General features: G+C 70.8%; 16 protein-coding genes. 4 read left to right on the plus strand and 12 right to left on the minus strand.

Annotated elements, in window-relative coordinates:
- Nucleotides 1-145: 145 nt before the first annotated feature.
- Entirely contained in the window at nucleotides 146-1474 is a 1329-nt protein-coding gene (locus ACZ4VW_RS19080; RefSeq protein ID WP_467963745.1) for a UDP-glucose dehydrogenase family protein, read from the minus strand.
- 156 nt (nucleotides 1475-1630) lie between these two features.
- Entirely contained in the window at nucleotides 1631-2866 is a 1236-nt protein-coding gene (locus ACZ4VW_RS19085; protein WP_467963747.1) for an LCP family protein, read from the minus strand.
- A 119-nt stretch (nucleotides 2867-2985) separates the two neighbouring features.
- On the opposite strand from ACZ4VW_RS19085, the gene ACZ4VW_RS19090 reads away from it, so the two are divergent.
- Together ACZ4VW_RS19090 and ACZ4VW_RS19095 are read left to right on the plus strand one after the other, a co-directional pair.
- On the plus strand, nucleotides 2986-3543 hold the full coding sequence (locus ACZ4VW_RS19090; RefSeq protein ID WP_467963749.1) for an acyl-CoA thioesterase: 558 nt from the start codon (nucleotides 2986-2988) through the stop codon (nucleotides 3541-3543).
- Between the two features lie 219 nt (nucleotides 3544-3762).
- The gene (locus ACZ4VW_RS19095; RefSeq protein ID WP_467963824.1) at nucleotides 3763-4422 is read left to right on the plus strand and encodes an ABC transporter ATP-binding protein; all 660 of its coding nucleotides are present in this window, start codon (nucleotides 3763-3765) and stop codon (nucleotides 4420-4422) included.
- Between the two features lie 57 nt (nucleotides 4423-4479).
- Here the strand turns inward: ACZ4VW_RS19095 and ACZ4VW_RS19100 are convergent, their stop codons facing one another.
- The 6 genes from ACZ4VW_RS19100 to ACZ4VW_RS19125 all read right to left on the minus strand — a co-directional run bounded on the left by ACZ4VW_RS19100 (nucleotide 4480) and on the right by ACZ4VW_RS19125 (nucleotide 10687).
- Nucleotides 4480-4908: a hypothetical protein gene (locus tag ACZ4VW_RS19100; protein ID WP_467963751.1), complete on the minus strand. Its 429-nt coding sequence runs from the start codon at nucleotides 4906-4908 to the stop codon at nucleotides 4480-4482.
- 54 nt (nucleotides 4909-4962) lie between these two features.
- Nucleotides 4963-5385: a hypothetical protein gene (locus ACZ4VW_RS19105; RefSeq protein WP_467963753.1), complete on the minus strand. Its 423-nt coding sequence runs from the start codon at nucleotides 5383-5385 to the stop codon at nucleotides 4963-4965.
- Nucleotides 5386-5426: 41 nt separating this feature from the next.
- Nucleotides 5427-6326 carry a hypothetical protein gene (locus tag ACZ4VW_RS19110; RefSeq protein WP_467963755.1) on the minus strand — a complete coding sequence of 300 codons (900 nt, stop codon included), beginning with the start codon at nucleotides 6324-6326 and terminating at the stop codon, nucleotides 5427-5429.
- A 29-nt stretch (nucleotides 6327-6355) separates the two neighbouring features.
- A complete protein-coding gene (locus ACZ4VW_RS19115) occupies nucleotides 6356-7627 on the minus strand; it encodes an ABC transporter permease (RefSeq protein ID WP_467963757.1) in 1272 nt (423 codons plus the stop codon).
- The gene (locus ACZ4VW_RS19120) at nucleotides 7627-8997 is read right to left on the minus strand and encodes a peptidoglycan-binding protein (protein WP_467963759.1); all 1371 of its coding nucleotides are present in this window, start codon (nucleotides 8995-8997) and stop codon (nucleotides 7627-7629) included. Before ACZ4VW_RS19120 ends, ACZ4VW_RS19115 begins: the two co-directional genes overlap by 1 nt.
- Nucleotides 8998-9199: 202 nt before the next feature.
- Nucleotides 9200-10687, minus strand: coding sequence for an LCP family protein (locus ACZ4VW_RS19125; protein WP_467963761.1), 1488 nt, complete (start codon nucleotides 10685-10687; stop codon nucleotides 9200-9202).
- 170 nt (nucleotides 10688-10857) lie between these two features.
- Here ACZ4VW_RS19125 and ACZ4VW_RS19130 point away from each other — a divergent pair, with 170 nt between their 5' ends.
- Nucleotides 10858-11883: a glycosyltransferase family 2 protein gene (locus ACZ4VW_RS19130; RefSeq protein WP_467963763.1), complete on the plus strand. Its 1026-nt coding sequence runs from the start codon at nucleotides 10858-10860 to the stop codon at nucleotides 11881-11883.
- A gap of 234 nt (nucleotides 11884-12117) precedes the next feature.
- On the opposite strand, the gene ACZ4VW_RS19135 is transcribed toward ACZ4VW_RS19130, so the two are convergent.
- From ACZ4VW_RS19135 to ACZ4VW_RS19150, 4 genes are all read right to left on the minus strand, one after another.
- Nucleotides 12118-13833 (minus strand): LCP family protein, encoded by a 1716-nt coding sequence (locus ACZ4VW_RS19135; RefSeq protein WP_467963765.1) that lies wholly within the window; start codon nucleotides 13831-13833, stop codon nucleotides 12118-12120.
- A 112-nt stretch (nucleotides 13834-13945) separates the two neighbouring features.
- A complete protein-coding gene (locus ACZ4VW_RS19140; protein ID WP_467963767.1) occupies nucleotides 13946-15742 on the minus strand; it encodes an LCP family protein in 1797 nt (598 codons plus the stop codon).
- A 249-nt stretch (nucleotides 15743-15991) separates the two neighbouring features.
- Nucleotides 15992-17467: an LCP family protein gene (locus ACZ4VW_RS19145; RefSeq protein ID WP_467963769.1), complete on the minus strand. Its 1476-nt coding sequence runs from the start codon at nucleotides 17465-17467 to the stop codon at nucleotides 15992-15994.
- Nucleotides 17468-17653: 186 nt separating this feature from the next.
- Nucleotides 17654-18406 carry a TIGR03089 family protein gene (locus ACZ4VW_RS19150; protein ID WP_467963771.1) on the minus strand — a complete coding sequence of 251 codons (753 nt, stop codon included), beginning with the start codon at nucleotides 18404-18406 and terminating at the stop codon, nucleotides 17654-17656.
- A 137-nt stretch (nucleotides 18407-18543) separates the two neighbouring features.
- On the opposite strand from ACZ4VW_RS19150, the gene ACZ4VW_RS19155 reads away from it, so the two are divergent.
- Entirely contained in the window at nucleotides 18544-20217 is a 1674-nt protein-coding gene (locus ACZ4VW_RS19155) for a peptidoglycan recognition protein family protein (RefSeq protein ID WP_467963773.1), read from the plus strand.
- Nucleotides 20218-20262 lie beyond the last annotated feature (45 nt).

Here is a 20262-nt window from a genome sequence, read left to right on the forward strand (position 1 = left end):
TTCCTTCCCTGGCACACCCCTCCCCCCTCGGCCTGGACACCCCCCCCTGTCCCCGACACAGGCCTCCCAACAACGACGTCCCCCCGCCCGCTCCCGGTCGACCGGGAGCGGGCGGGGCGCCGTCGTGTCGGCCCCGGCGAGTTCTCTAGGCGCGCGGGCGGCCCATCGCGCGGTAGACCCAGCCCGCCTCGCGCCAGCGCGTCGAGTCCAGCGCGTTCCGGCCGTCCAGGATCACCCGCGCGGTCACCGCATCGCCCAGCTCCGCCGGGTCGAGCTCGTCGCGGAACTCGCGCCACTCCGTCAGATGCAGCACCACGTCCGCCCCCCGCCCGGCCTCCAGCGCCGAGTCCGCGTACCCCAGCGTCGGGAAGAGCCGCCGCGCGTTGTCCATGCCCTTGGGGTCGTAGACCGTGACCTGTCCGCCCTGGAGGTGGATCTGTCCGGCCACGTTCAGCGCCGGTGAGTCCCGGACGTCGTCCGAGTCCGGCTTGAACGTGGCGCCGAGCACCGCCACCCGCTTGCCCAGGAACGATCCGCCGCCGAGCGCCTCACGCGCCATCTCGACCATCTGGCCGCGGCGCCGCATGTTGATCGAGTCGATCTCCCGCAGGAAGGTCAGCGCCTGGTCCGCGCCCAGCTCGCCCGCCCGCGCCATGAAGGCGCGGATGTCCTTGGGCAGACAGCCGCCGCCGAAGCCGATGCCGGCCCGCAGGAACTTGGACCCGATCCGCTCGTCGTAGCCGATCGCCTCCGCCAGCTTCGCCACGTCGCCGCCCGCGGCCTCGCAGACCTCCGCCATCGCGTTGATGAAGGAGATCTTGGTCGCCAGGAAGGAGTTCGCCGCGGTCTTCACCAGCTCCGCCGTGGGGAAGTCCGTCACCACGAAGGGCGAGCCCTCGGCGATCGGCCCCGCGTACACCTCCCGCAGCAGCTTCTCCGCCCGCTCGCTGGTCACCCCGACCACCACGCGGTCGGGGTGCAGGGTGTCCCGCACCGCGAAGCCCTCCCGCAGGAACTCCGGATTCCACGCCAGCTCGACGCCCTCCGGCAGCAGCGCCGCCAGCCGCTCGGCCGAGCCGACCGGCACGGTCGACTTGCCGACGACCAGCGCGCCCGAGCGGACCACACCCGCGAGCGAGGCGAACGCCGCGTCGACGTAGCTCATGTCACACGCGTACTCGCCGTGCTTCTGCGGAGTGTTCACGCAGACGAAGTGGACGTCACCGAAGGCGCCGACCTCCTCCCAGGAGGTGGTGAAGCGCAGCCGGCCCGTCGACCCCTCGATCCCGGCGACGTGCCGGGCCAGAAGCTCCTCCAGGCCGGGCTCGTACATCGGTACGCGCCCGGTGGCCAGCATCTCGACCTTCGCGGGCACGACATCGAGGCCCAGGACCTCGAACCCGAGCTCCGCCATGGCCGCTGCGTGCGTGGCGCCGAGATATCCGGTGCCGATCACGGTGATCTTGAGGGCCATACGGGGTCTCCAGTGACGTCGGGCGGAATGCCTGCCCGAGCATAGTCGGGCCGGGAGCACGAGATGCCCCGGCAGTCCGTCGGTGCGCCGGGGACGCCGGTGGTTCGGGATGACCCTCGCGGATCACCCCGAACCCCTCATGGCGCTCACCACCGGTCACCGGTCCGAGGTGACGGTGACCTTCTCGTCGTTCTGGATCTGCTGCACCAGCTGCTTCACCTTCGGCATGTCCCACTTGAGCGAACCCTGCGGCGCGCTGCCCGAGATCGGGATGTTCATGGACTTCCCGTCGCCGCCGCTGATGCCCTTCATCGCGAAGAACATCTTGCCGAGGTCGTACAGCGACATGTCCTTGTCGACGATCAGCGTGTCCAGGCCGGCACCCAGCGTCGGGTACAGCGTGAACGGGTTGAGGATCGTGCCCGGCGTCGCCGCCTGGTTGGCCAGGGCGGACAGGAACTTCTGCTGGTTCTTCGTCCGCGCGAGGTCGGACTCGGCGAACGCGTAGCGGGTACGGACGAAGGCGAGGGCCTGCTCACCGTTGAGGGTCTGCTCGCCCGCCTGGAAGTCGGCGCCGGACTTCTTGTCCTTGAAGCCCTTCTCGATGTTCATCTCGACACCGCCGAGCGCGTCCACGATGTTCGCGAAGCCGGCGAAGCCGATCTCCGCGTAGTGGTCGATGCGCAGCCCGGTGTTGAACTCGACCGTGCGGACCAGGAGCTCCGGCCCGTCCATCGCGTACGCCGCGTTGAGCTTCGAGCCGCCGCGGGCCGCGAACTTCTTCCCGGACTCGGAACCGACGAAGGAGGGGATCGTGACCCAGGAGTCACGGGGCAGCGAGATCATCGTGTTCCCGCTGGAGCAGGCCGCGAGGATCATCATCGAGTCGGTCCGCTTGCCGGCGGCGGAACCGGTGTGGAGCTTCTTCTTCTCCTCGGCCGACATGCCCTCACGGCTGTCGGAGCCGACGATCAGATACGTCGTGCAGTCGCCCTCGGCCGGCCGCTCGATGACCTTGGACAGATCGACCTCGTTGCGCATCCGGGAGCTGGCCCAGGCGTAGGTGCCGACGCTCCAGCCCAGCAGGGCGACGACCAGGACGATCGAGCCGATCTTGATCCGGCGTCGCCAGTCGGGCGCGGGGTGCCCGGGCTGCGGCGGGGCGTACTGAGGCGGCACGGTGCCACGGCCTCCGCCGCCCTGGGGGGCGCCGTAGACCTGGCCGGTGTTGTACCCGGAGTCGTAGCCCGGCTGCTGTCCGTACCCCTGGTCGTACCGAGGCGGCTGCTGCGGGACCTGCGGACGCTGCACATGGCGCATCCGGCGAGCTCCCTCGGGCTGCGAGCTCGCGCTGCCACGGCCGTATCCGCCGTCTTCGGGCCAGTCATTCATGCGGACCAGTGTGCAGGCCGCCTGCCCGCGGCCGACAGGGCGGGTGGGGAATCGGGGCGGCGCTGTTGCCAAGCTGATGCAAAGGGGACGAGCCGGGGACCCGGCATAAGGTGGAGGGCATGACAGATCAGGCCCCGCGCACGGACCGCCCGGAGGGCGATATTCCGGGCAAGCCCACCTCCGCGTCCCGGACCACCCTCAGCCACATCATGACCAGCCACGACACCAACCTCCTGGGGACGGTGCACGGCGGCGTGATCATGAAGCTGGTGGACGACGCGGCGGGCGCCGTCGCGGGCCGTCACTCGGGCGGACCGGCCGTGACCGCCTCCATGGACGAGATGGTGTTCCTGGAGCCGGTACGGGTCGGCGACCTGGTCCATGTGAAGGCCCAGGTCAACTGGACCGGCCGCTCCTCGATGGAGGTCGGCGTCCGGGTCCTGGCCGAGCGGTGGAACGAGTCCACTCCCGCCCAGCAGGTCGGCTCGGCCTATCTGGTCTTCGCGGCGGTCGACGGCGACGGCAAGCCCCGCCCGGTCCCGCCGGTGGTCCCCGAGACCGAGCGGGACAAGCGCCGCTACCAGGAGGCCCAGATCCGCCGCACCCACCGACTGGCCCGCCGCCGCGCGATCAAGGAGCTGCGGGAGCGCCGCGCGGCGGAGGGCTACGAGGACTGAGCCTGCCCGCAGACCGCTACAAGGACTGAGCCTCGCCGAAGACCGCTACGAGGACCGAGCCTCGCCGAGCACCGGCGATGAGGGATTGAGCCTCGCCGTACGCCGGCGCGTCTGGGATGATCGCCCCAGGATCAGGGGGAGGGCGGATCGGTGACCTCGTTTGCTCCGGCGGCGGAACAGGCCGGCGATGTGCCGGTGATCTCACTGCGCGGCGTCGCGATGACCTACCCCGGGCCGCCGCCGGTGGAGGCGCTCCACCCCGTCGACCTCACGGTGGCCCGCGGCGAGTACGTGACCGTGGTCGGCCCGTCCGGGTCGGGCAAGTCGACGTTCCTCAACATCATCGGACTGCTGGACCAGCCCTCCGAGGGCGTGTACGCCTTCGACGGGATCGACGTCGCCACCCTGCGCGAGGCGGAGCGCACGGCGATCCGGGGCCGCCGCATCGGCTTCGTCTTCCAGGCGTTCCACCTCATGCCGCACCGCAGTGCGCTCGAGAACGTGACCGTCGCCCAGCTCTACAACGCCGTACCGCGCTCCGAGCGGCACACGACCGCCCTGCGCGCCCTGGAGCAGGTGGGTCTGTCCCACCGGGCCCACGCTCTGCCGACGCAGCTGTCGGGCGGTGAGCGCCAGCGGGTGGCGATCGCCCGCGCGCTGGTCAACCGGCCCTCGCTGCTGCTGTGCGACGAGCCGACCGGCAACCTGGACTCCAAGACCGCGCGGGACGTTCTCCGGCTGCTCGACGAGCTCCACGACGAGGGGCTGACGGTCATGGTGATCACCCATGACCCGAACGTGGCGGCACGCGGCACGCGCACGGTGACCATCCGGGACGGCCGGGTCAGCGAGACGGGTCCGGTCACGGCGCAGGCGTAGCGGACCTGGAGGTGCCCCACCCCCGACCGCAAGGCGGGGGCGGGGCACCGGCCGGCATCAGCCCCAGGCGAAGGAGGCGTTGTCGTTCCAGGTGTGGTTGAGCTGGCCCATGGTCTGGGGGGCGGCCCAGTCGGAGGCGCCGGAGTAGTTCTCGTTGTAGTAGGAGACGCCCCAGCGGCTGGTGTGGCTGTTCGCGTACGAGGCGGCGTTGTTCTTCACGCGCGTGCCGACTCCGGCCGTGCCGTCACCGCCGTCGCTGAACCACCACGGGTAGCCACCGTCGTTGCCCCAGTCGGCGATGTTGCGGTAGGTGGCGGTCCAGCCGCCCTGCTGGTACGCGTCGTACCAGAGGCAGTAGTCGACGTCGATGACGCCGCCGCACTTGTTGTCGGGGACGTAGGCCTGGGCCGGGGCGGCCGTGGCGACCATGCCGAATGCCGTGGCGGCGAGAACTCCCGCGGTCGCGGCAGCGATACGAGTCTTCATGTGCGCTCTTCCCGTTTCTCTCGTGGAGCCGGTCTTTTCGGTCGCGGGGCGGGATCAGCCCCAGGCGAAGGAGGCGTTGTCGTTCCAGGTGTGGTTGAGCTGGCCCATGGTCTGGGGGGCGGCCCAGTCGGAGGCGCCGGAGTAGTTCTCGTTGTAGTAGGAGACGCCCCAGCGGCTGGTGTGGCTGTTCGCGTACGAGGCGGCGTTGTTCTTCACGCGCGTGCCGACTCCCGCCGTGCCGTCACCGCCGTCGGTGAACCAGTGCGGGTAGGTACCGCCCCAGTCGGAGACGTTGGAGGTGGTGCCGGTCCAGCCGCCCTGCTGGTACGCGTCGTACCAGAGGCAGTAGTGGATATCGATGACGCCGCCGCACTTGTCGTCGGGGACGTAGGCCTGGGCCGGGGCGGCCGTGGCGACCATGCCGAAGGCCGTGGCGACGAGAACTCCCGCGGACGCGGCAGCGGTACGGATCTTCACGCGTACCTTCCCTTTCTCTCGGGTGGAACCGGTCGTGACGTTCACCGGGATTCGCCGACCGCGGCAGCGGCCCGCTCCAGCTGCGCCTTCTTCCGCTCCTGGAGCTGCGCGAATCGCTCGGGGCTCTGGTTGATGACGGCCTTCTGCATCTCGGTCTCCACGTCGAACCACGCCCGGACGAGTCCGGTCTTCTTCTTGCATTCGACGTCGGCCTGTGCGGTCGACACCTCGGCCGTCCTGTTCGACGCCTTGGAGAACTTCGTGTCGTCGATGGCGTCCATGGGAGACGCGTAGCGGTATCCCCGACCCGCCATGCAGGCCGACCACTGACGGAAGGCGGCGAGCACGCGTGGGTCCTTCTGGCTCTTTCCGAAGCTCTCGAGATTGAGCTTGCGGGCCGGCTCCTCGGGGCCGAACGTGCCGCCCTGCGCGAGCTTGGCCTTCGACTTCCCGACGCAGCCGCCCTCCTGCGCCCCGTCGCCCCCCGGCCCGCCGGTGAGCGCCAGTCGTCCCGCCGCCGACAGGGTGGAGGCCTTGGACTTCTCCACCTCGGGCATCGGGAAGTGGTAACCGTAGGCCGCCGCCGTGTGGGAGTTGGCGATCCCGTAGCGGCGATCCATGAAGTTGATCGGGGGCGGCTGCTTGTAGTCGGCCTTGTAGGTGAACCCGGCCTGCTTCATGCAGTCGGAGGTCAGGGTGTTCAGGGCGCGGGTCAGCAGTGCGATGTCCGACGGCGAGTACAGGTATGCCTCGGCGGGCAGCGCCATTCCCGCCGTCAGGCTGGCGGACGCCGGGGCGATGGGTGAGTCCGGCGACGTGTTCTTCGTCCGGTCGCCGCCGGACTCGCCGCCGCAGCCCGAAACGGTCACGAGCAGGGCTACGAACGCGCCGACGGCGGGCAGCGCGCGCCGACCGCGCGACTCCGCGACATGCAGGGGCATCTCTTTCACGGCTCTTCCGATCTGGGCCATCAACGGCGTAGGGCTTCTGCGGGTTGGATGCGACTGGCTCGCCACGCGGGGTACAGGCCCGCCAGAACACCCGTCGCCAGTCCGATGAGCGGCGCGGCGGCGACCGTGTACGGATGGATGACCGGCGTCCAGTCCTTGATGACGGCCGTGCCGACCACGACCATCGTTCCGATGCTGGTCCCGACGAGTCCGCCGAGGGTTCCGAGGACTCCGGACTCGGCCAGGAACTGGGCGGTGATGTGCCCGGCGCGGGCGCCCAGCGCCCGGCGCAGCCCGATCTCACCGGTCCGCTCCAGGACCGCGACCAAGGTGGTGTTGGCGATGCCGACCGCTCCGATGACCAGACAGATCGCGGCCAGCAACAGGAAGAGCTCGTTGAGGTCCGAGGTGACGTTTCCGCGCAGCGTCCGGGGGTCCGGCGGCGGGATGGCCTTGAAGTACTCGGGGTGCGCCGGATCGAGCGCCAGGGCGACCACGTCGGCGATCTGCCGCGCCGCGCCCAGGTCGGTGGAGATGAGCATGCCGGCCCGCATTCCCGGATCAGGGGAGCCCCACAGCGCCTCGGCCGTCTTCCGGGGCACCACCACCGACAGCAGCAGGTCGGGCTTGCGTTCCACGTCGCCGACGATCCCGATGACCGTGAACGGCTGACCGTCGATGAAGACGGCCGGGGCCGTCTCCAGGGTGACGATGCCCAGCCGGGCGGCCGTGGCCGATCCCAGTACGGCGACCTGCTCACGGCGCTTGTCGTGGAAGGCGTCGAAGACGCGGCCCTGCTCCAGGCGCGGACCGGCGGCCGCCAGGACCCCGGGCGACGCCGCGACCACCTGGGTCTGCTCACCGCTGCCGGCGTTCCCCACCGGGGTGGAACTGACCAGTGCGTCGGAGGGGAGCCGTACCTGCCAGAACACCCCGGCGTGCCGGACACCGTTCAACCGCTGGACACGCTGGTCGGCATCGGGCAGGAAGGCGTTCCCGACGAACTCCGGCTGCTCACCCCCGGTGTCCTCGACCGTCACCTCGGTCGCCGTCAGCGTGTTGAAGCGGGAGTCGATCTGCGAGGAGGTGGTCGCCGTCAGGCCGAGGATCGCCACGAAGGTCCCCACCCCCAGGACCGTGCCGAGCGTCGTGAGGGCCGAGCGGGCCGGACGCTGCAGCATGCCCGCCACCGCCTCGGTGATCAGGTCGCGCGGTGTCAGTCGCGTGAGGACGGCGACACGGCTCCGCCGACCGGCCCCGGAGCGGGTCCGGCCACGGGACAAGGGGGCCATCAGCCGGCCTCGCCCGTCCCGGCGGCGGCAGCGGCGGACCTGACGCCGACCACGACCCGCTCGCCCTCGGCCAGCCGGCCGCCGGCGACCGGGGTGACCTGGACGTATCCGTCACCGGAGATGCCGGGGAGTACCTCGACGCGGCGGCGCGCGCCGATGTCCGTGAGGACGGTCACGGTGGTCTTCGCGTCCGCGCCCGCGGACACGGCCGAGACCGGTACGACGAGCACCTTCCCGCCGGAGGAGGCCGCCTCGACGGTCAGCCGGACGTCCTGTCCGACCAGTGCGGAGGGCAGCGGCTTGTCCGGCTTGACGACGGTGGCGTAGCCCTGGCCTCCCGACTCGTCGCCCTCGCCGTCCTGGCCCTGGGCGGCCGACGGCGCGTCGGCCACGGAGACGACCTCGGCCGTGGCGCTGTGGCCCGTCGTCTCGGCGAGGATCTCCACCTTCTGGCCGGGCCGGACGAGTCCCTTCTCGTTGGCGGCGAGGGACGCCTTGACGACGAGATCGCCCGCCGAGACGGACATGAGCTTCTCCCCGGCCGTGCCGCCGACCTTCGCCTGCAGGGAGTCGACACGGGCGGGGAAGCCGGAAAGGAAGATCATCTCGGACGCCGGGACCATCGGGCCCGAGACGGCTTCGGCCTTGGCCAGCTCGTCCTGGGCGTCCTTGAGGTCCTCACGGGCGTAGCCGATCCGGACGGTGTCCGGGGCCTTCTTCTCGGCGAGCAGTTCGGCGAGAGCGCGCCGGGCCGTCTTGACCCTGCCGCGGGCCGCCGCGAGCACGGTGTCCTCCGTGCCGCCGGCCGGCACGGCGTCGTATCCGATGGACTCGTAGAAGGCGCCGACGGCGGACTTCGTTCCCGCGCCGTACTCGCCCTCGTCGTCGGAGCCCGTGCCATGGCCCAGCGAGCGCAGGGCGCTCTGGAGCTGCCGTACGTCGTCACCGTGCGCGCCGGGCTTCAGGTCCCGGTAGACGGGGAGCGTGCCGGGCAGCGCGAAGACGGGGCGTCCGGAGATCTCAAGGAGTACGCGGCCGGCCTTGAAGGTCGCGCCGGGCTGGAGCATCACCTTGGTGATCACCGGGCGGGCGCCGCCCTCCGCCGAGGAACCGGCCGGAGCGACATCGACCGTCTGCGACGCCGAGACGATGCCTCGGGCGATGAGCGTGTCGGCGAGTACGCGGCGCTCCACCGGAGCGCTGAGCACATCCGGCGCGGGCGCCTGCGCCTCGGCCGCCGCCTGGGCCGGCGACTTCACGAACGTGGTCGCCGTCAGACCACCGACCGAGAGCAGGGCGGCGCCGAGCGCCACGCTCACGACGACCCGTCGGCGTTTCGACAGCCCGCTTCCGTCCACGTCAGTCGGCACGTGCCCATCCCCCGTTGCAGTGCGTCCGCCGAGCACGCACTCGCTCGGCAGTACCGTGACCGCGGCGCCGACCTGGCCGTCAACCCGCCACACTGATACGGGACTTGACCGCCGATCGGTGGTGCCGCCGGAGATTCGAACACGGCTGCCGAGGGCGCGTCAAGGTCGCCATGGGCCGCCCGATTCCCGGGCGATTCGGGCTCTACGGGCAGACCACCTGGTCCCCTGTGACCGCCTCGAACGGCCCGGTCTGGGTCTCCTCGGGCCGGACCGGGGTCACCCCCTTGTAGTCCAGCCCCGCCGTCACCCGCAGCGTCCCGCCCTGCCCCTTCACCGCCCGCAGCTCCGCCCCCGGCAGCGCCGCCGCCAGGGACTTCGCCGAGCGGTCCCAGCCGGGGTCGTACTCCACCAGCGTGCGCGCGCGCTCGGCGCCGTCCCCGGTGCGCGGCGCGCGGGTCGTGTCGAAGCCCGTGGCCCGCAGCGCGTCGTCGACCTTGCGGCCCAGCCCGTCCGTCCGGGTCCCGTTGTAGACCTGCACCCGGATCGTCTTCGGCGCCACGTCCACCACCACGGGCTTCGGACCGCTCGCCGCCGCCTTCGGGCCGCCCTGCGGCGCCGCCTTGTGCGGGGCGAGCGGCTGGTCGTCGCGCAGGGCCTGGAAGAGCTTCTGCGCCTTGGGCGCGTCCCACTTCACCGTCGATCCGATGCCCTTCACCGGGAAGCTCATCTCCCCGATCGGCACCGAGACGAACTCCGAGGACGCCGGGGAGAAGCCCCGCATCGCCTTCGAGAGCGCAAGCATCTGCTCCGTACCGAAACCGCGGTCCGCCCGCACCGAGCTCAGCATCGTCGTGGCGACCTGGCGGAACCGCACCGGGTTGAACAGCACCCCGCCGCTGGTCACCCGGTCGATCATCGCCGCGAGGAAGCGCTGCTGGCGCTGCATGCGGCCGATGTCGGACGCCCCGTCGACATGGCGCGCGCGCACGTACTGCAACGCCTGCCCGCCGGTCAGCCGGTGCGGCCCGGCCGCCAGGTCGAGCCCGGTGTACGAGTCCTTCATCGGCCGCACCGTACAGATCTGCACCCCGCCGACCGCGTCCACCGTCTTGATGAAGCTGGTGAAGTCGACCTCCAGATAGTGGTCGATCTTGACGCCCGTCATGCTCTCGACGGTCCGCACCGTCAGGCCCGGCCCGCCCTCGGCGTACGCGGCGTTCAGCTTCACCGGGTGGGCCTGGTGCACCTTCCCGGTGGTCACGTCGACGTGCTCGGGCATCTCGGCGTACGAGTCACGGGGCAGGCTCACCACGCTCGCCCGCTCCCGGTCCTCGGAGATGTGGACGAGCATCACGGTGTCGGTGCAGTGGCAGGGCTCACCGCCGAGCCGGTACTCCTTGCGCTGCTCCTCCGTGATCCGGTCCCGCCCGTCCGTGCCCACGACCAGCACGTTCATGCCGTTCCCGGCCTGGGGGCGGTTCTTCATGTCCTTGAACGGGTCGACCCGGGAGATCCCGGTGTCCAGGCTGGTCACCACCGCGTGGCCGATCCCGCCCGCGCCCAGGACGAGCACCGAGAGCGTCGTCGCCATCCGCATCCCCCACCGTGGCCGCCGGACCCGTCTGACGCGGCGGGCCGGTACAGGTCGGGCGGCCGGCCGGGAACGGGGCGTGCGGGACGGTGTGGGCACCGGGGGACACCTCCGCTGGTGGGACGAGGGGACCGTGAGCACGGTAGGCCCATACGATCAGCGCAAGGGTGCGCCGGCCCCTGTGACGCGCTTCGTGTCCCCCGTTCGCGGTAACGTGGCGCGCGAATCTGCTGTCTCCCGGGGGCCGACCCCGGACCCCCGAGGAACCCATGCAGCCCCCCGTCTCCGTGATCATGCCGGTTCTCAATGAGGAACGGCACCTGCGCAACTCGGTTCGTCACATCCTCGAGCAGGAGTACGACGGCGAGATGGAGGTGGTGATCGCCCTCGGCCCGTCCACGGACCGTACCGACGAGATCGCCGCCGAACTGGTACGCGAGACCGCGGCCGACCCCCGCGCGCGCGTCCGTACCGTGCCGAACCCGACGGGCCGGACCCCCGCCGCCCTCAACGCGGCGATCAAGGCGTCCAGCCATCCGATCGTGGTACGGGTCGACGGTCACGGCATGCTGTCGCCCGATTACATCGCTACCGCGGTCCGCCTCCTGGAGGAGACCGGCGCGCAGAACGTCGGCGGGATCATGCACGCCGAGGGCGAGAACGACTGGGAGCGGGCGGTCGCCGCCGCGATGACCTCCAAGATCGGTGTCGGCAACGCCTCCTTCCACACCGGGGGCGAGGCGGGTCCGGCCGACACCGTGTACCTGGGTGTCTTCCGCCGCGAGGCGCTGGAGCAGCAGGACGGCTACAACGTGGAGTTCATCCGCGCCCAGGACTGGGAGCTGAACTTCCGTATCCGTGAGGCGGGCGGCCTGATCTGGTTCTCGCCCGAGCTGCGCGTCCGGTACCGGCCCCGTCCGAGCGTCCGCGCGCTGGCGAAGCAGTACAAGGACTACGGCAGGTGGCGCCATGTCGTCGCCCGCTACCACCCGGGCTCCATCAATCTGCGCTACCTCGCCCCGCCGACCGCCGTCTGCGCGATCGTGGCCGGCCTGGTCGTGGGCGTGACGCTCACCCCGCTCGGTCTCCTGATCCCGGCCGGCTACCTCGCCGCGATCACGGCGGGCTCGGTCCCGGCGGGCAAGGGCCTTTCCCTGAAGGCCCGCCTCCAGATCCCGGTGGCGCTCGCGACGATGCATATGTCCTGGGGCTACGGCTTCCTGACCAGCCCGCGGTCCCTCGCCAAGAAGGTCATCGCGAGCCGCCGCCCGGCGGTGAAGGCCGCGAAGGTCTGACACTTCGCCCTGAATCCAGGTCAACCGCCCTCGCTTCGGGGGCGGTTGACTTTTTCGTTCATGGGGGGGCGGCTCGGCCGCCGGCGATTACACGCGGCTGAACCACGACGACCACCGCGGCTGACGAGAATCGGCTCCCGCGGTCACCACGGAAGGAGCCCCGACGAACACGTCGGGGCTCCTTGCCGCGGGCGCATGTCGTGCCCGGCCGTTCACTCACCGTGGGAAGCGAGCTCAGCTCGTGCTCTTGCCGTCCCACTTGTAGACGGAGTAGACCTCCATGCAGTCCACCTTGTCGTCCGCGCCCTCAGGGAGGTCGCCCGCCTCGGCCTTCGGCTTCTTGTACGTGTCGCCCTCGCGCCAGTCGCCGCCGATCACAAGAGTGATGCTCTCCGCCGTGGCGTCGGCCCGGACGGCCGAGTCGGGCAGGCCCAGCGACCTGGCCACCGACAGGGCGTCGGCCTTGGCCTGGTCGCCGTCCCCCTTCGGGTACTTGACGACCGTGTCCTTCCGGGGCTCGGTGCTCCGCGAGGCGGCCGCCTGCGTGAAGCCCTTGTCCTGGAGGCTCTTGGCCATACCGCTCGCCCGACCGTCCACGGACATCTGACCGTCGACGCCCGTGCCGTTGATCACCGTGATGCCCAGGGTGCTCGGCGCGCCGGCCGTCGGGCCCGTCGGCTTCGCGGACGCTGACGCGGAGGGCTTGGCGTCGGCCGGGTCGCCGTTCTTGTCGAAGGCGACGTCGCCGCGGAGCATCGTCCACATCTTGTCGGCGGAGGCCGGGACCATCTCGAGCCACTGGTTGGGCTTCGGCGGATACGCCCTCGTCGGGACCGTCGTCGTCGTCAGGCGGTCGAGCCTCACGTTCTTCAGCTGCATGGACAGATCGAAGAGCTTCGCCACCGAACGGATCTCGTCCGAGACCTGAAGCGCCTTCGTGGCGGTCTCCGCCAGGCCCATCAGCCGTCCGGTGTCGGTCCAGGCGTTCTGCTTCTGGAGCTTGTCCATCATGCCGTTCATGTACATGTGCTGGGCCTTGGCGCGGTTCTGGTCGTTGCCGAACGCGTGCCGCGTCCGCAGCCACTGGAGCGCCTGCTCGCCCTTGACCTCGGTGGTGCCCTTGGGCAACTGCAGGCCCGAGCCGCCCTTCACCGTCGGGGTCGACCTGTCCCACACACCGGTCGTCACACAGACCGGAACGCCACCCACCTCGTCCGCCATCGCCACCACACCGGCGAAATCGACCATGATCCAGTGGTCGATGTAGACCCCGGTGAGGCTTTCCCAGGTGGTCAGGGTGCAGCCGGGACCACCGCGGCTCAGCGTCTCGTTGATGGGCCTGTTGTTCGTGGCCGCGTACGGCGTGCCGTCCTCGCCCTGACACTTCGGGATCGGGACGACGGTGTCACGCGGGATGGAGATGATGTTGGCGTTCTTGCGGTCCGCCGAGATGTGCAGCAACATCTGCACATCGGCGAGCGGCTTGCGGTCCCGGTCGTTCTTGCCGCCGCCGAGCGCCACGTTCTTGGCGTCGGCGCGGCTGTCGGAGCCGATCAGCAGGATGTTGAGCGGGGTGTCGCCGAGCGCGTTGGGAGCGGCCTTCTTCACGCCGCTGTCGCCGCCCGCGCGGTTGCCGCCGCGGATGTTGTCGTTCAGGTGCTGGTAGTACAGGTATCCGGCGCCGGCCGTCGCGAGTATCAGGAGCGACAGCGTCGCGGCGACCCAGCGGAATATCTTGCGTTTTCCGCTCTTCCTGGCCCGCCTGCGCGGCCCCTTGCGCCGGTGACTCGTACGGCGTTCCCCACCGGGCCCGCCGCCGTCGCCCGTACCGTCTCCGGCACTCCCGTCCGCTCCGTCGGCCGTGCGGCTGCCGCCCCCGCCACCCGCACCAGCCGTACGCCCGTCCCCGTCCCCGTCCCCGTCCCCGTAGAGACTTTCGTCCCAGCCCAAATCGCGGGCGTGCGGAACGCGCCCCCGCGTCCCCTCCCCGCGCACGCTGCTCTGTCCCACCCCTGGTCCCCTCGTTTTTGTCAGGCGCGTACCGCGACCCGGTGTTTCCGGGTCACTGGGCACACACCTTCTTGTCCGCTTCTACCTGACCCACGTCCGGCGCCTTTACCGGACCGGTGATCGGCACCCCCGCGCCCTTGAAGTCGGATCCGAGGACGAGCGTCATGGGCTCGCGCTCCCCGGCGTCCGTGGTGCCGGGCTTCAGCGCCGTGGCGGGCAGGCCCATCATGTCCGCGAGCTTGCGGGCCTGATCGGCCTGGTTCGGTGCGTACGTGAGCGTGGTCTTCGCCGCCTTCTCGGGGGCGTTGGCCTTGTTCGTGGACCTCGTCACGCCCTGATCGTTCTGCAGCCAGTTGATCGTCGCCTGCGCCGCGCCCTGGATGCCGCTGCCGTTGTAGACGTTGACACGCACGGCGACGGCCTCGGCGCGAGGTCCCTGGAGCAGCTTCGCCTCGGCCTGGGCCTGCGCGTTCTTGGCGTCCTTCTCCTTCTTCTTCACCTCGGTGAAGGAGATGTCGTTCTGCACCATGCCGAAGACCTGCGGCGCCTTGGTGTTGTCGAGGACGACGGTCGCCCGCCTGGTCGGCGGCTCGTCCGGGTTGTCCTTGACCGGAACGGTCATGAAGGTGATGTTCTTGAGGTCGACCTTCCCGAGCTCCTTGGCCAGGGTGGTCAGCTTCATCGCGGTGCCTATCCCCCGGTCCACGGTGAGGGCCTTGGTGGCCGCGTCCGCGACGGAGTACAGCTTCGTCGGGCTGTCGAGCGTCTCTTCCTTCAGCTGCCGGATCATCGACGCGAGGAACTGCTGCTGCATCTTGATCCGGTCCAGGTCGCTCTCGTTGCCGAGACCATGGCGGTTGCGGAGGAACGCGAGCGCGTCCTCGCCCATGATCCTGTGCTCGCCCTTCGGGAGGTTGAGCTTGGAGTACGACTTGTCGTGGATGGGCTTGTTCAGGCAGACCTTCACGCCGCCGACCGCCGTCGACAGCGTCTTGACGGCGTTGAAGTCGACCATCATGAAGTGGTTGATCTCCAGCCCGCCCGAGAGCTCCTTGACGGTGCGCATCGTGCAGCCCGGGTCGCGGCCGTTGACGCCGAACGACTCGTTGAACTTCGTGGTGCCGACCGAGCCCGGGATCACCTTGGTCGAACCGTCGGGCTGCTTCGTGGGGCAGTCCGGAATCTTGATCTTGAGGTCCCGGGGGATGCTGATGGCCGTCGCGTTGGTGCGGTCCTCCGAGACGTGGAAGAGGAACGTCGTGTCGGCGTGGCCGGTGACGTTGTCCTTGTTCCCGTAGCTCGTGTTGCCCTCGCCGGTGCGGACGTCGTTGCCGATGATCAGGATGTTCAGCGGCCCCTCCATCGTCTCGCCCCCCGAGGCGGCGTCACCGACGTCGATGGTGTTGAGGTTGCCGTTGAAGTGGTCGTACAGCGCGTACGCGCCCGCCGCGCCGGCCACGAGCACGACGGCCATCGTCCCGCCCGTCCAGATCAGCACCTTCTTCTTACGGGACTTCTCCGGCTTGCGCTTGCGGCGCCCGGCCGACGGCTGGGCGCCACCGGGGCCCTCGGGGGCGCGGCGGCGTCGCTGCCCGGGAACGGGCGCCTCGGTCGCCGTGCGGGAACGCTCCCCGGTGCGCGAACGGTCCGCGCCGCGAGAACGGTCGCCGGTGGCGGAACGCTCGGCGGATCTCGGAGCCGGAGTGGTGACGCCGCGGGAGTAGGACTGCTGCGTCGACTGCTCAGCGGAGTGATTCAGTCGCAGTTCGTAGTTGCCGGTCTGCGGGTTGAGTACCCACTGGTCGGCGGGGTCGATCTCGTCCGCCTGTCCACGGCTGTGCGCGTCCACGGTTACTTGAATCCTCCGTCGGTGCCACGCGAGGCGCCTTCCCCGTCGGGCGCTCGGTCGTTCGATCCGTCTGAGTGCGCGACCACGCGGTCGGGTGCACCGGATCGCGTCACACTATCCGCCCAGTTCAGCGTGGGGCGACGTCCGTGACAAATTCCACGCCCCTTACAACCGGGCAATTTGCTCAAACCTCATCCACCCCAGCCCTCCCCTTGGACTCCCCTTTACTCACCCGCCTCTAGGGGCCCCCTAGGTACACGCTCCCTCGGCCGCGCTGCGCCCCGAGAACGTGGGGGTCGGCACCGGACTCGGCGAGCCCGCGTCGTCCGGCTTTCTGTCGCCGCCTGTGCCCTCGCCCGTGCTCTGCGTGCTCTCCGGGGTTCCCGGGCCCTCGGTGCTCCCGGGGTTCTCCGTCTTCGGGGACGTTCCGCCCGGCGCCACCGTGACGGGCCTGTCCTCACGGAGCTGCCGGAAGAGCTGACTCGCTTCGGGTTGTACGAGTTCGTCACGGTTCGCGTCGTACGAGTACGGTCGCCGCGGCACCGTCAGGAACTGCACCTTCTCCGTGGGGATGGCCCGCATGGAGCGCGCCAGGTCGTACAGGTCGCGAAGCGAGTCGAGCCCGTGGTCGGTCGTGATGGACTTCGTCGCCGCGTCCAGGACCGGGTACAGCCGTGTCGGATTCAGCAGGACGCCGTTGCTCTGCACCTTGTTGACCAGAGCCCCCAGAAACTGCTGCTGGCGGTCCATGCGTTCCGTGTCGCTCCCGTCGCCGAGCGACTTGCGGGCCCGTACGAAACCCAGCGCCTGTTCGCCGTGGAGCGTCAGGCGCCCGGCCGGCAGTTTCAGGTGGGCGCCGTCGTCGTCGATCGGCTCCTTGAGGCAGATCTCCACCCCGTTCACGGCGTCGACCATCTTCTTGAAGCCCTGGAAGTCGATCACCATGTGGTGGTCCATCCTGATGCCGGTCAGCCGCTCGATCGTGCGGATCGTGCAGGCCGTGCCGCCGATCTCGAAGGCCATGTTGAACTGGGTGTTCTGTTCGCTCGTGCGCGTTCCGTCCGGTTTGCGGCAAGTGGGGACCTTCACCATCAGGTCGCGCGGCACGGAGACCGCCGTCGCGTGCGATTTCCCCGCCGAGAGGTGCAGCAGGATCGTGGTGTCGGAGCGCTGGGTCCCCTTGTCCCTCCCGTAGCGGGAGTTGCCGGGGCCGGTCCGCGTGTCGGAGCCGATGAGCAGGATGTTCCGCGCGGACGAGACGATGGCGCTCGGGCGCTCCTTCTCGTACTCGAGCAGTTCGGCGGCCGCGCTGGTGTCGGTGGTGATGTTGCTGTCGAGCTTGCGGTAGAACCACCAGCCGGCGCCCGCCGCGCCGAGGACGACGACCGAGCATCCGAGAGCCGTCCAACGCAACCAGCGCCGGACGCGCGGGGTGTTCCCCTCGGCGCCGTGACCGGCGCCGGCGTCGTCGGAGGACCCGTCACGACGGGCGGTCCCGCCTTCGCCACCGGCTCCCCTTTTGCCACCAGTCTCGCTTCCGCGACCGGTCCCGCTTCCGCGACCGGTCCCGGCGCGCGGTCCCGTACCGGCACGGGCGCGGCCGCCGGACCCGACGCCGGGGCGAGCGCCGGCCGCGTCCTCCTTGCCGGCCGGCGCCTCCTGGCTGGGCGTCCTGTCCCCGGCCGGGGGGTCCGGTTCGGCGGGCGGGCCGGCGCTGTCCGTCACGTCTGAGTCCGTCCTTCATGGCGTCGGCGGCGAGCCTGGTCCGCCGCTCACATGGTTGGACGGCCGAACCTGACGCCTGGTTGTGCGGGCAGGGTGAGTACGTACCCGCCGATCATGTACCGGAGTTGACGCACAGACCCGGGGACTCGGCGAGTCGGTGCGCCATACGGGTGGATCACCGGGACGTCAGGCCGCGGTCACCGTGACCCGCTCGCTCTCCACCCGCTTCTCGAGGGCTTCGGGCGCCAGTTGTTCGAGGTTCCGGCACAGCACGACGGAGGCCCCGGCCGCCAGGGGCGCGTACAGCCCGGCGGACAGCCCGTCCCAGGTGTCGTACGAACGGCCGGACAGCAGCCGCGCCCCGGGCGCGAGACCGAGGGCGTCGGCGTCCGCGCGGGCCCGCTCGACGAGTTGGGCGCCCGTGAGTTCCGTACCGTCGACCAGGAGGGCCGGAGCGTCCGCGTCGACCGGGACGAAGGGGGCGAACCGGTCGCCTTGACTCGGTACTTCCACCGCGTAGTCCGCGTAACCGGCGGGCGGGGCGGGGAAGCGGCGGCCCATCGGGGCGAGGGAGAGCGCGATCCGGTCTCCCGAGCAGGTCAGGCCCGCCTCCAGGGAGTCGGGCCCCGCGACGACGTAGTCGGCGTCCGCCGGGTCGCCGCCGACCTCGGCGGTCACGCCGACCGACGAGCAGGCCAGCAACCAGACCGCCGTCTGCCAGTGCGCGGGCAGCAGCAGCGCGAGCCGGTCGCCGGGGGAGGCGGAGAGCTCGCCCTGCAGCAGATTGGCGGTCTTGGCCACCCAATTGGCGAAGGTGGCGACGGACAATTCGACGCGCTCACCGGTGGCGTCGTCGTAGAAGGTGACCAAGGGGCGGGCGGGGTCCGCGGCGAGCGCGGATCGCAGCAGGTCGGCGGGGGTGCGGTCGCTGGCGTTCACGCGGGCAAGGGTACGCGGGGAGGTGCACGGGACCCCGCCGTACCGGTGACACCGTCCACCGGTCGGCCCGACGCTCCGTCAGTTTCCGGGTGGAATCCCGCCGTGCGGAACGGTCCGGGGATGCGGACGATCGCCTCATGCGTGCCAACCTTGTTTCCTCGATCGCCGTGACCTGCGCGGCAGCGCTCGCCCTGCCGCTGTCCCTCGCGACGCCGGCGGCGTCGCTCCCACCGGTCGCACCGACCGCCGGGGACCCGGCCGCGCAGTTCACCTCGGACACCGACCCCGCGTCCGCCTCCGACCCAGCGGCCCCGCCCGAGGACCCACCCGCGTCCTCCGGCCCCGCCTCCGCCTCCGCCTCTGCCTCCGCCTCCACCTCCACCTCCACCCGTGCCGAGACGGACGTCGCGGGGGCCACCCAGTCCCTGCCGCTGGGCCCCATCGGATCCGCGCGCCGCGCCCTCGGCGCCGCCGCGGCGGCGCAGGGCCTGACCCGACGGGACGTCAGGCCCTTCTCGCTCGTGGGGGTCGTCTGGGACGACGCGCGGGCCGAACTGCACGGCACGGTCCAGGTCAGGACCCGGGCCGCCGGAAGCGGGAACTGGTCGGGCTGGCAGGAGGTGGAGATCCACAACGAGGACCACGCGGCCGACCCCGGCACCCCCGAGGCCACGGCGGGCGGGGTCCGCGGCGCCACCGCGCCCCTGTGGGTCGGCGACTCCGACGGCGTCGAGATCCGCGTCCTGCCGGAACAGGGCGGGGCGGGCCACGGGCTCCCCGGCGGGTTGCGCCTCGAACTCGTCGACCCCGGCCCCGAGCCGACCTCCGACCCCGGTCCCGACGCCGCGTCCGACCCCGGCTCCAGCCCCGGTCCCGACGCGGCATCCGACCCGGCCTCCGGCCCCGGCTTCGACCCGGCCTCCGGCCCCGGCTTCGACCCGGCCTCCGGCCCCGGCTTCGACCCGGCCTCCGGACCCGAGCCCGGCTTCGACCCCGGTGCCGGAGCCCCGCCCGCGACCCGGGCGCTCGCCGAGTCTCGTACGGCCCCGACCGAGTCGCGTACCGCCACGACCGAGACGCGGACCGCCACGCCCCGCGCGCTGCGTGCGCCGACCGTCGAAGAGGCTGCCGCGACCTCCGTGAACGCTCATCTGGCCCCCGTCGGTACGGCCGCGATCCCGGCCGCGGCCGCCGCGAAGCCGTACATCGGACCCCGTCCGAAGATCGTCACGCGCAAGGGCTGGGGGGCCGACGAGAAGCTGCGGGAGAAAGGTTTCGTCTACACCAAGGCGGTCAAGGCGGCCTTCGTCCATCACAGCGCCACCGGCAACAACTACACCTGCCGCCAGGCGCCCTCCGTCCTGCGCAGTATCTACCGCTACCACGTCAAGAGCAGCGGCTGGCGTGACTTCGGCTACAACTTCGCCGTCGACAAGTGCGGAACCATCTACGAAGGCCGCGCGGGCGGCGTGGCAAAGCCGGTACTCGGCGCGCACACCCTGGGCTTCAACACCAACAGCATGGGCATCGCGGTCCTCGGCAGCTACGCCAAGACCACCCCGCCGGCCGCCGTGGTGACCGCCGTCGCCCGTCTGACGGCGTGGAAGCTGGGGCTGCACGGGGTGAACCCCAAGGGCAAGGTGACGCTGACGTCGGGAGGCGGAAACCTCTACAAGAAGGGCAAGAAGGTCAAGTTCAACGCCATCGCGGGGCACCGTGACGGCTTCGCCACGGCCTGCCCCGGCGCACGCCTCTACGGCAAGCTCGGCACCGCGAGGAGCGCGTCGGCGAAGTACCAGGGACGACGGTGATGGGGGCGCCGGTCGGAGGGTCTGCTTAGACTGACCGGTCATATC

Source organism: Streptomyces sp. NPDC029139, from assembly GCF_055564335.1.

What these genes read in the sequence shown, in the direction of transcription:
- ACZ4VW_RS19130 (WP_467963763.1), top strand. Translation starts at nt 10,858, where the DNA reads ATGCAGCCCCCCGTCTCCGTGATCATGCCGGTTCTCAATGAGGAACGG.
- ACZ4VW_RS19110 (WP_467963755.1), bottom strand. Translation starts at nt 6,326, where the DNA reads ATGCCCCTGCATGTCGCGGAGTCGCGCGGTCGGCGCGCGCTGCCCGCC.
- ACZ4VW_RS19085 (WP_467963747.1), bottom strand. Translation starts at nt 2,866, where the DNA reads ATGAATGACTGGCCCGAAGACGGCGGATACGGCCGTGGCAGCGCGAGC.
- ACZ4VW_RS19100 (WP_467963751.1), bottom strand. Translation starts at nt 4,908, where the DNA reads ATGAAGACTCGTATCGCTGCCGCGACCGCGGGAGTTCTCGCCGCCACG.
- ACZ4VW_RS19080 (WP_467963745.1), bottom strand. Translation starts at nt 1,474, where the DNA reads ATGGCCCTCAAGATCACCGTGATCGGCACCGGATATCTCGGCGCCACG.
- ACZ4VW_RS19095 (WP_467963824.1), top strand. Translation starts at nt 3,763, where the DNA reads ATGACCTACCCCGGGCCGCCGCCGGTGGAGGCGCTCCACCCCGTCGAC.
- ACZ4VW_RS19090 (WP_467963749.1), top strand. Translation starts at nt 2,986, where the DNA reads ATGACAGATCAGGCCCCGCGCACGGACCGCCCGGAGGGCGATATTCCG.
- ACZ4VW_RS19115 (WP_467963757.1), bottom strand. Translation starts at nt 7,627, where the DNA reads ATGGCCCCCTTGTCCCGTGGCCGGACCCGCTCCGGGGCCGGTCGGCGG.
- ACZ4VW_RS19155 (WP_467963773.1), top strand. Translation starts at nt 18,544, where the DNA reads ATGCGTGCCAACCTTGTTTCCTCGATCGCCGTGACCTGCGCGGCAGCG.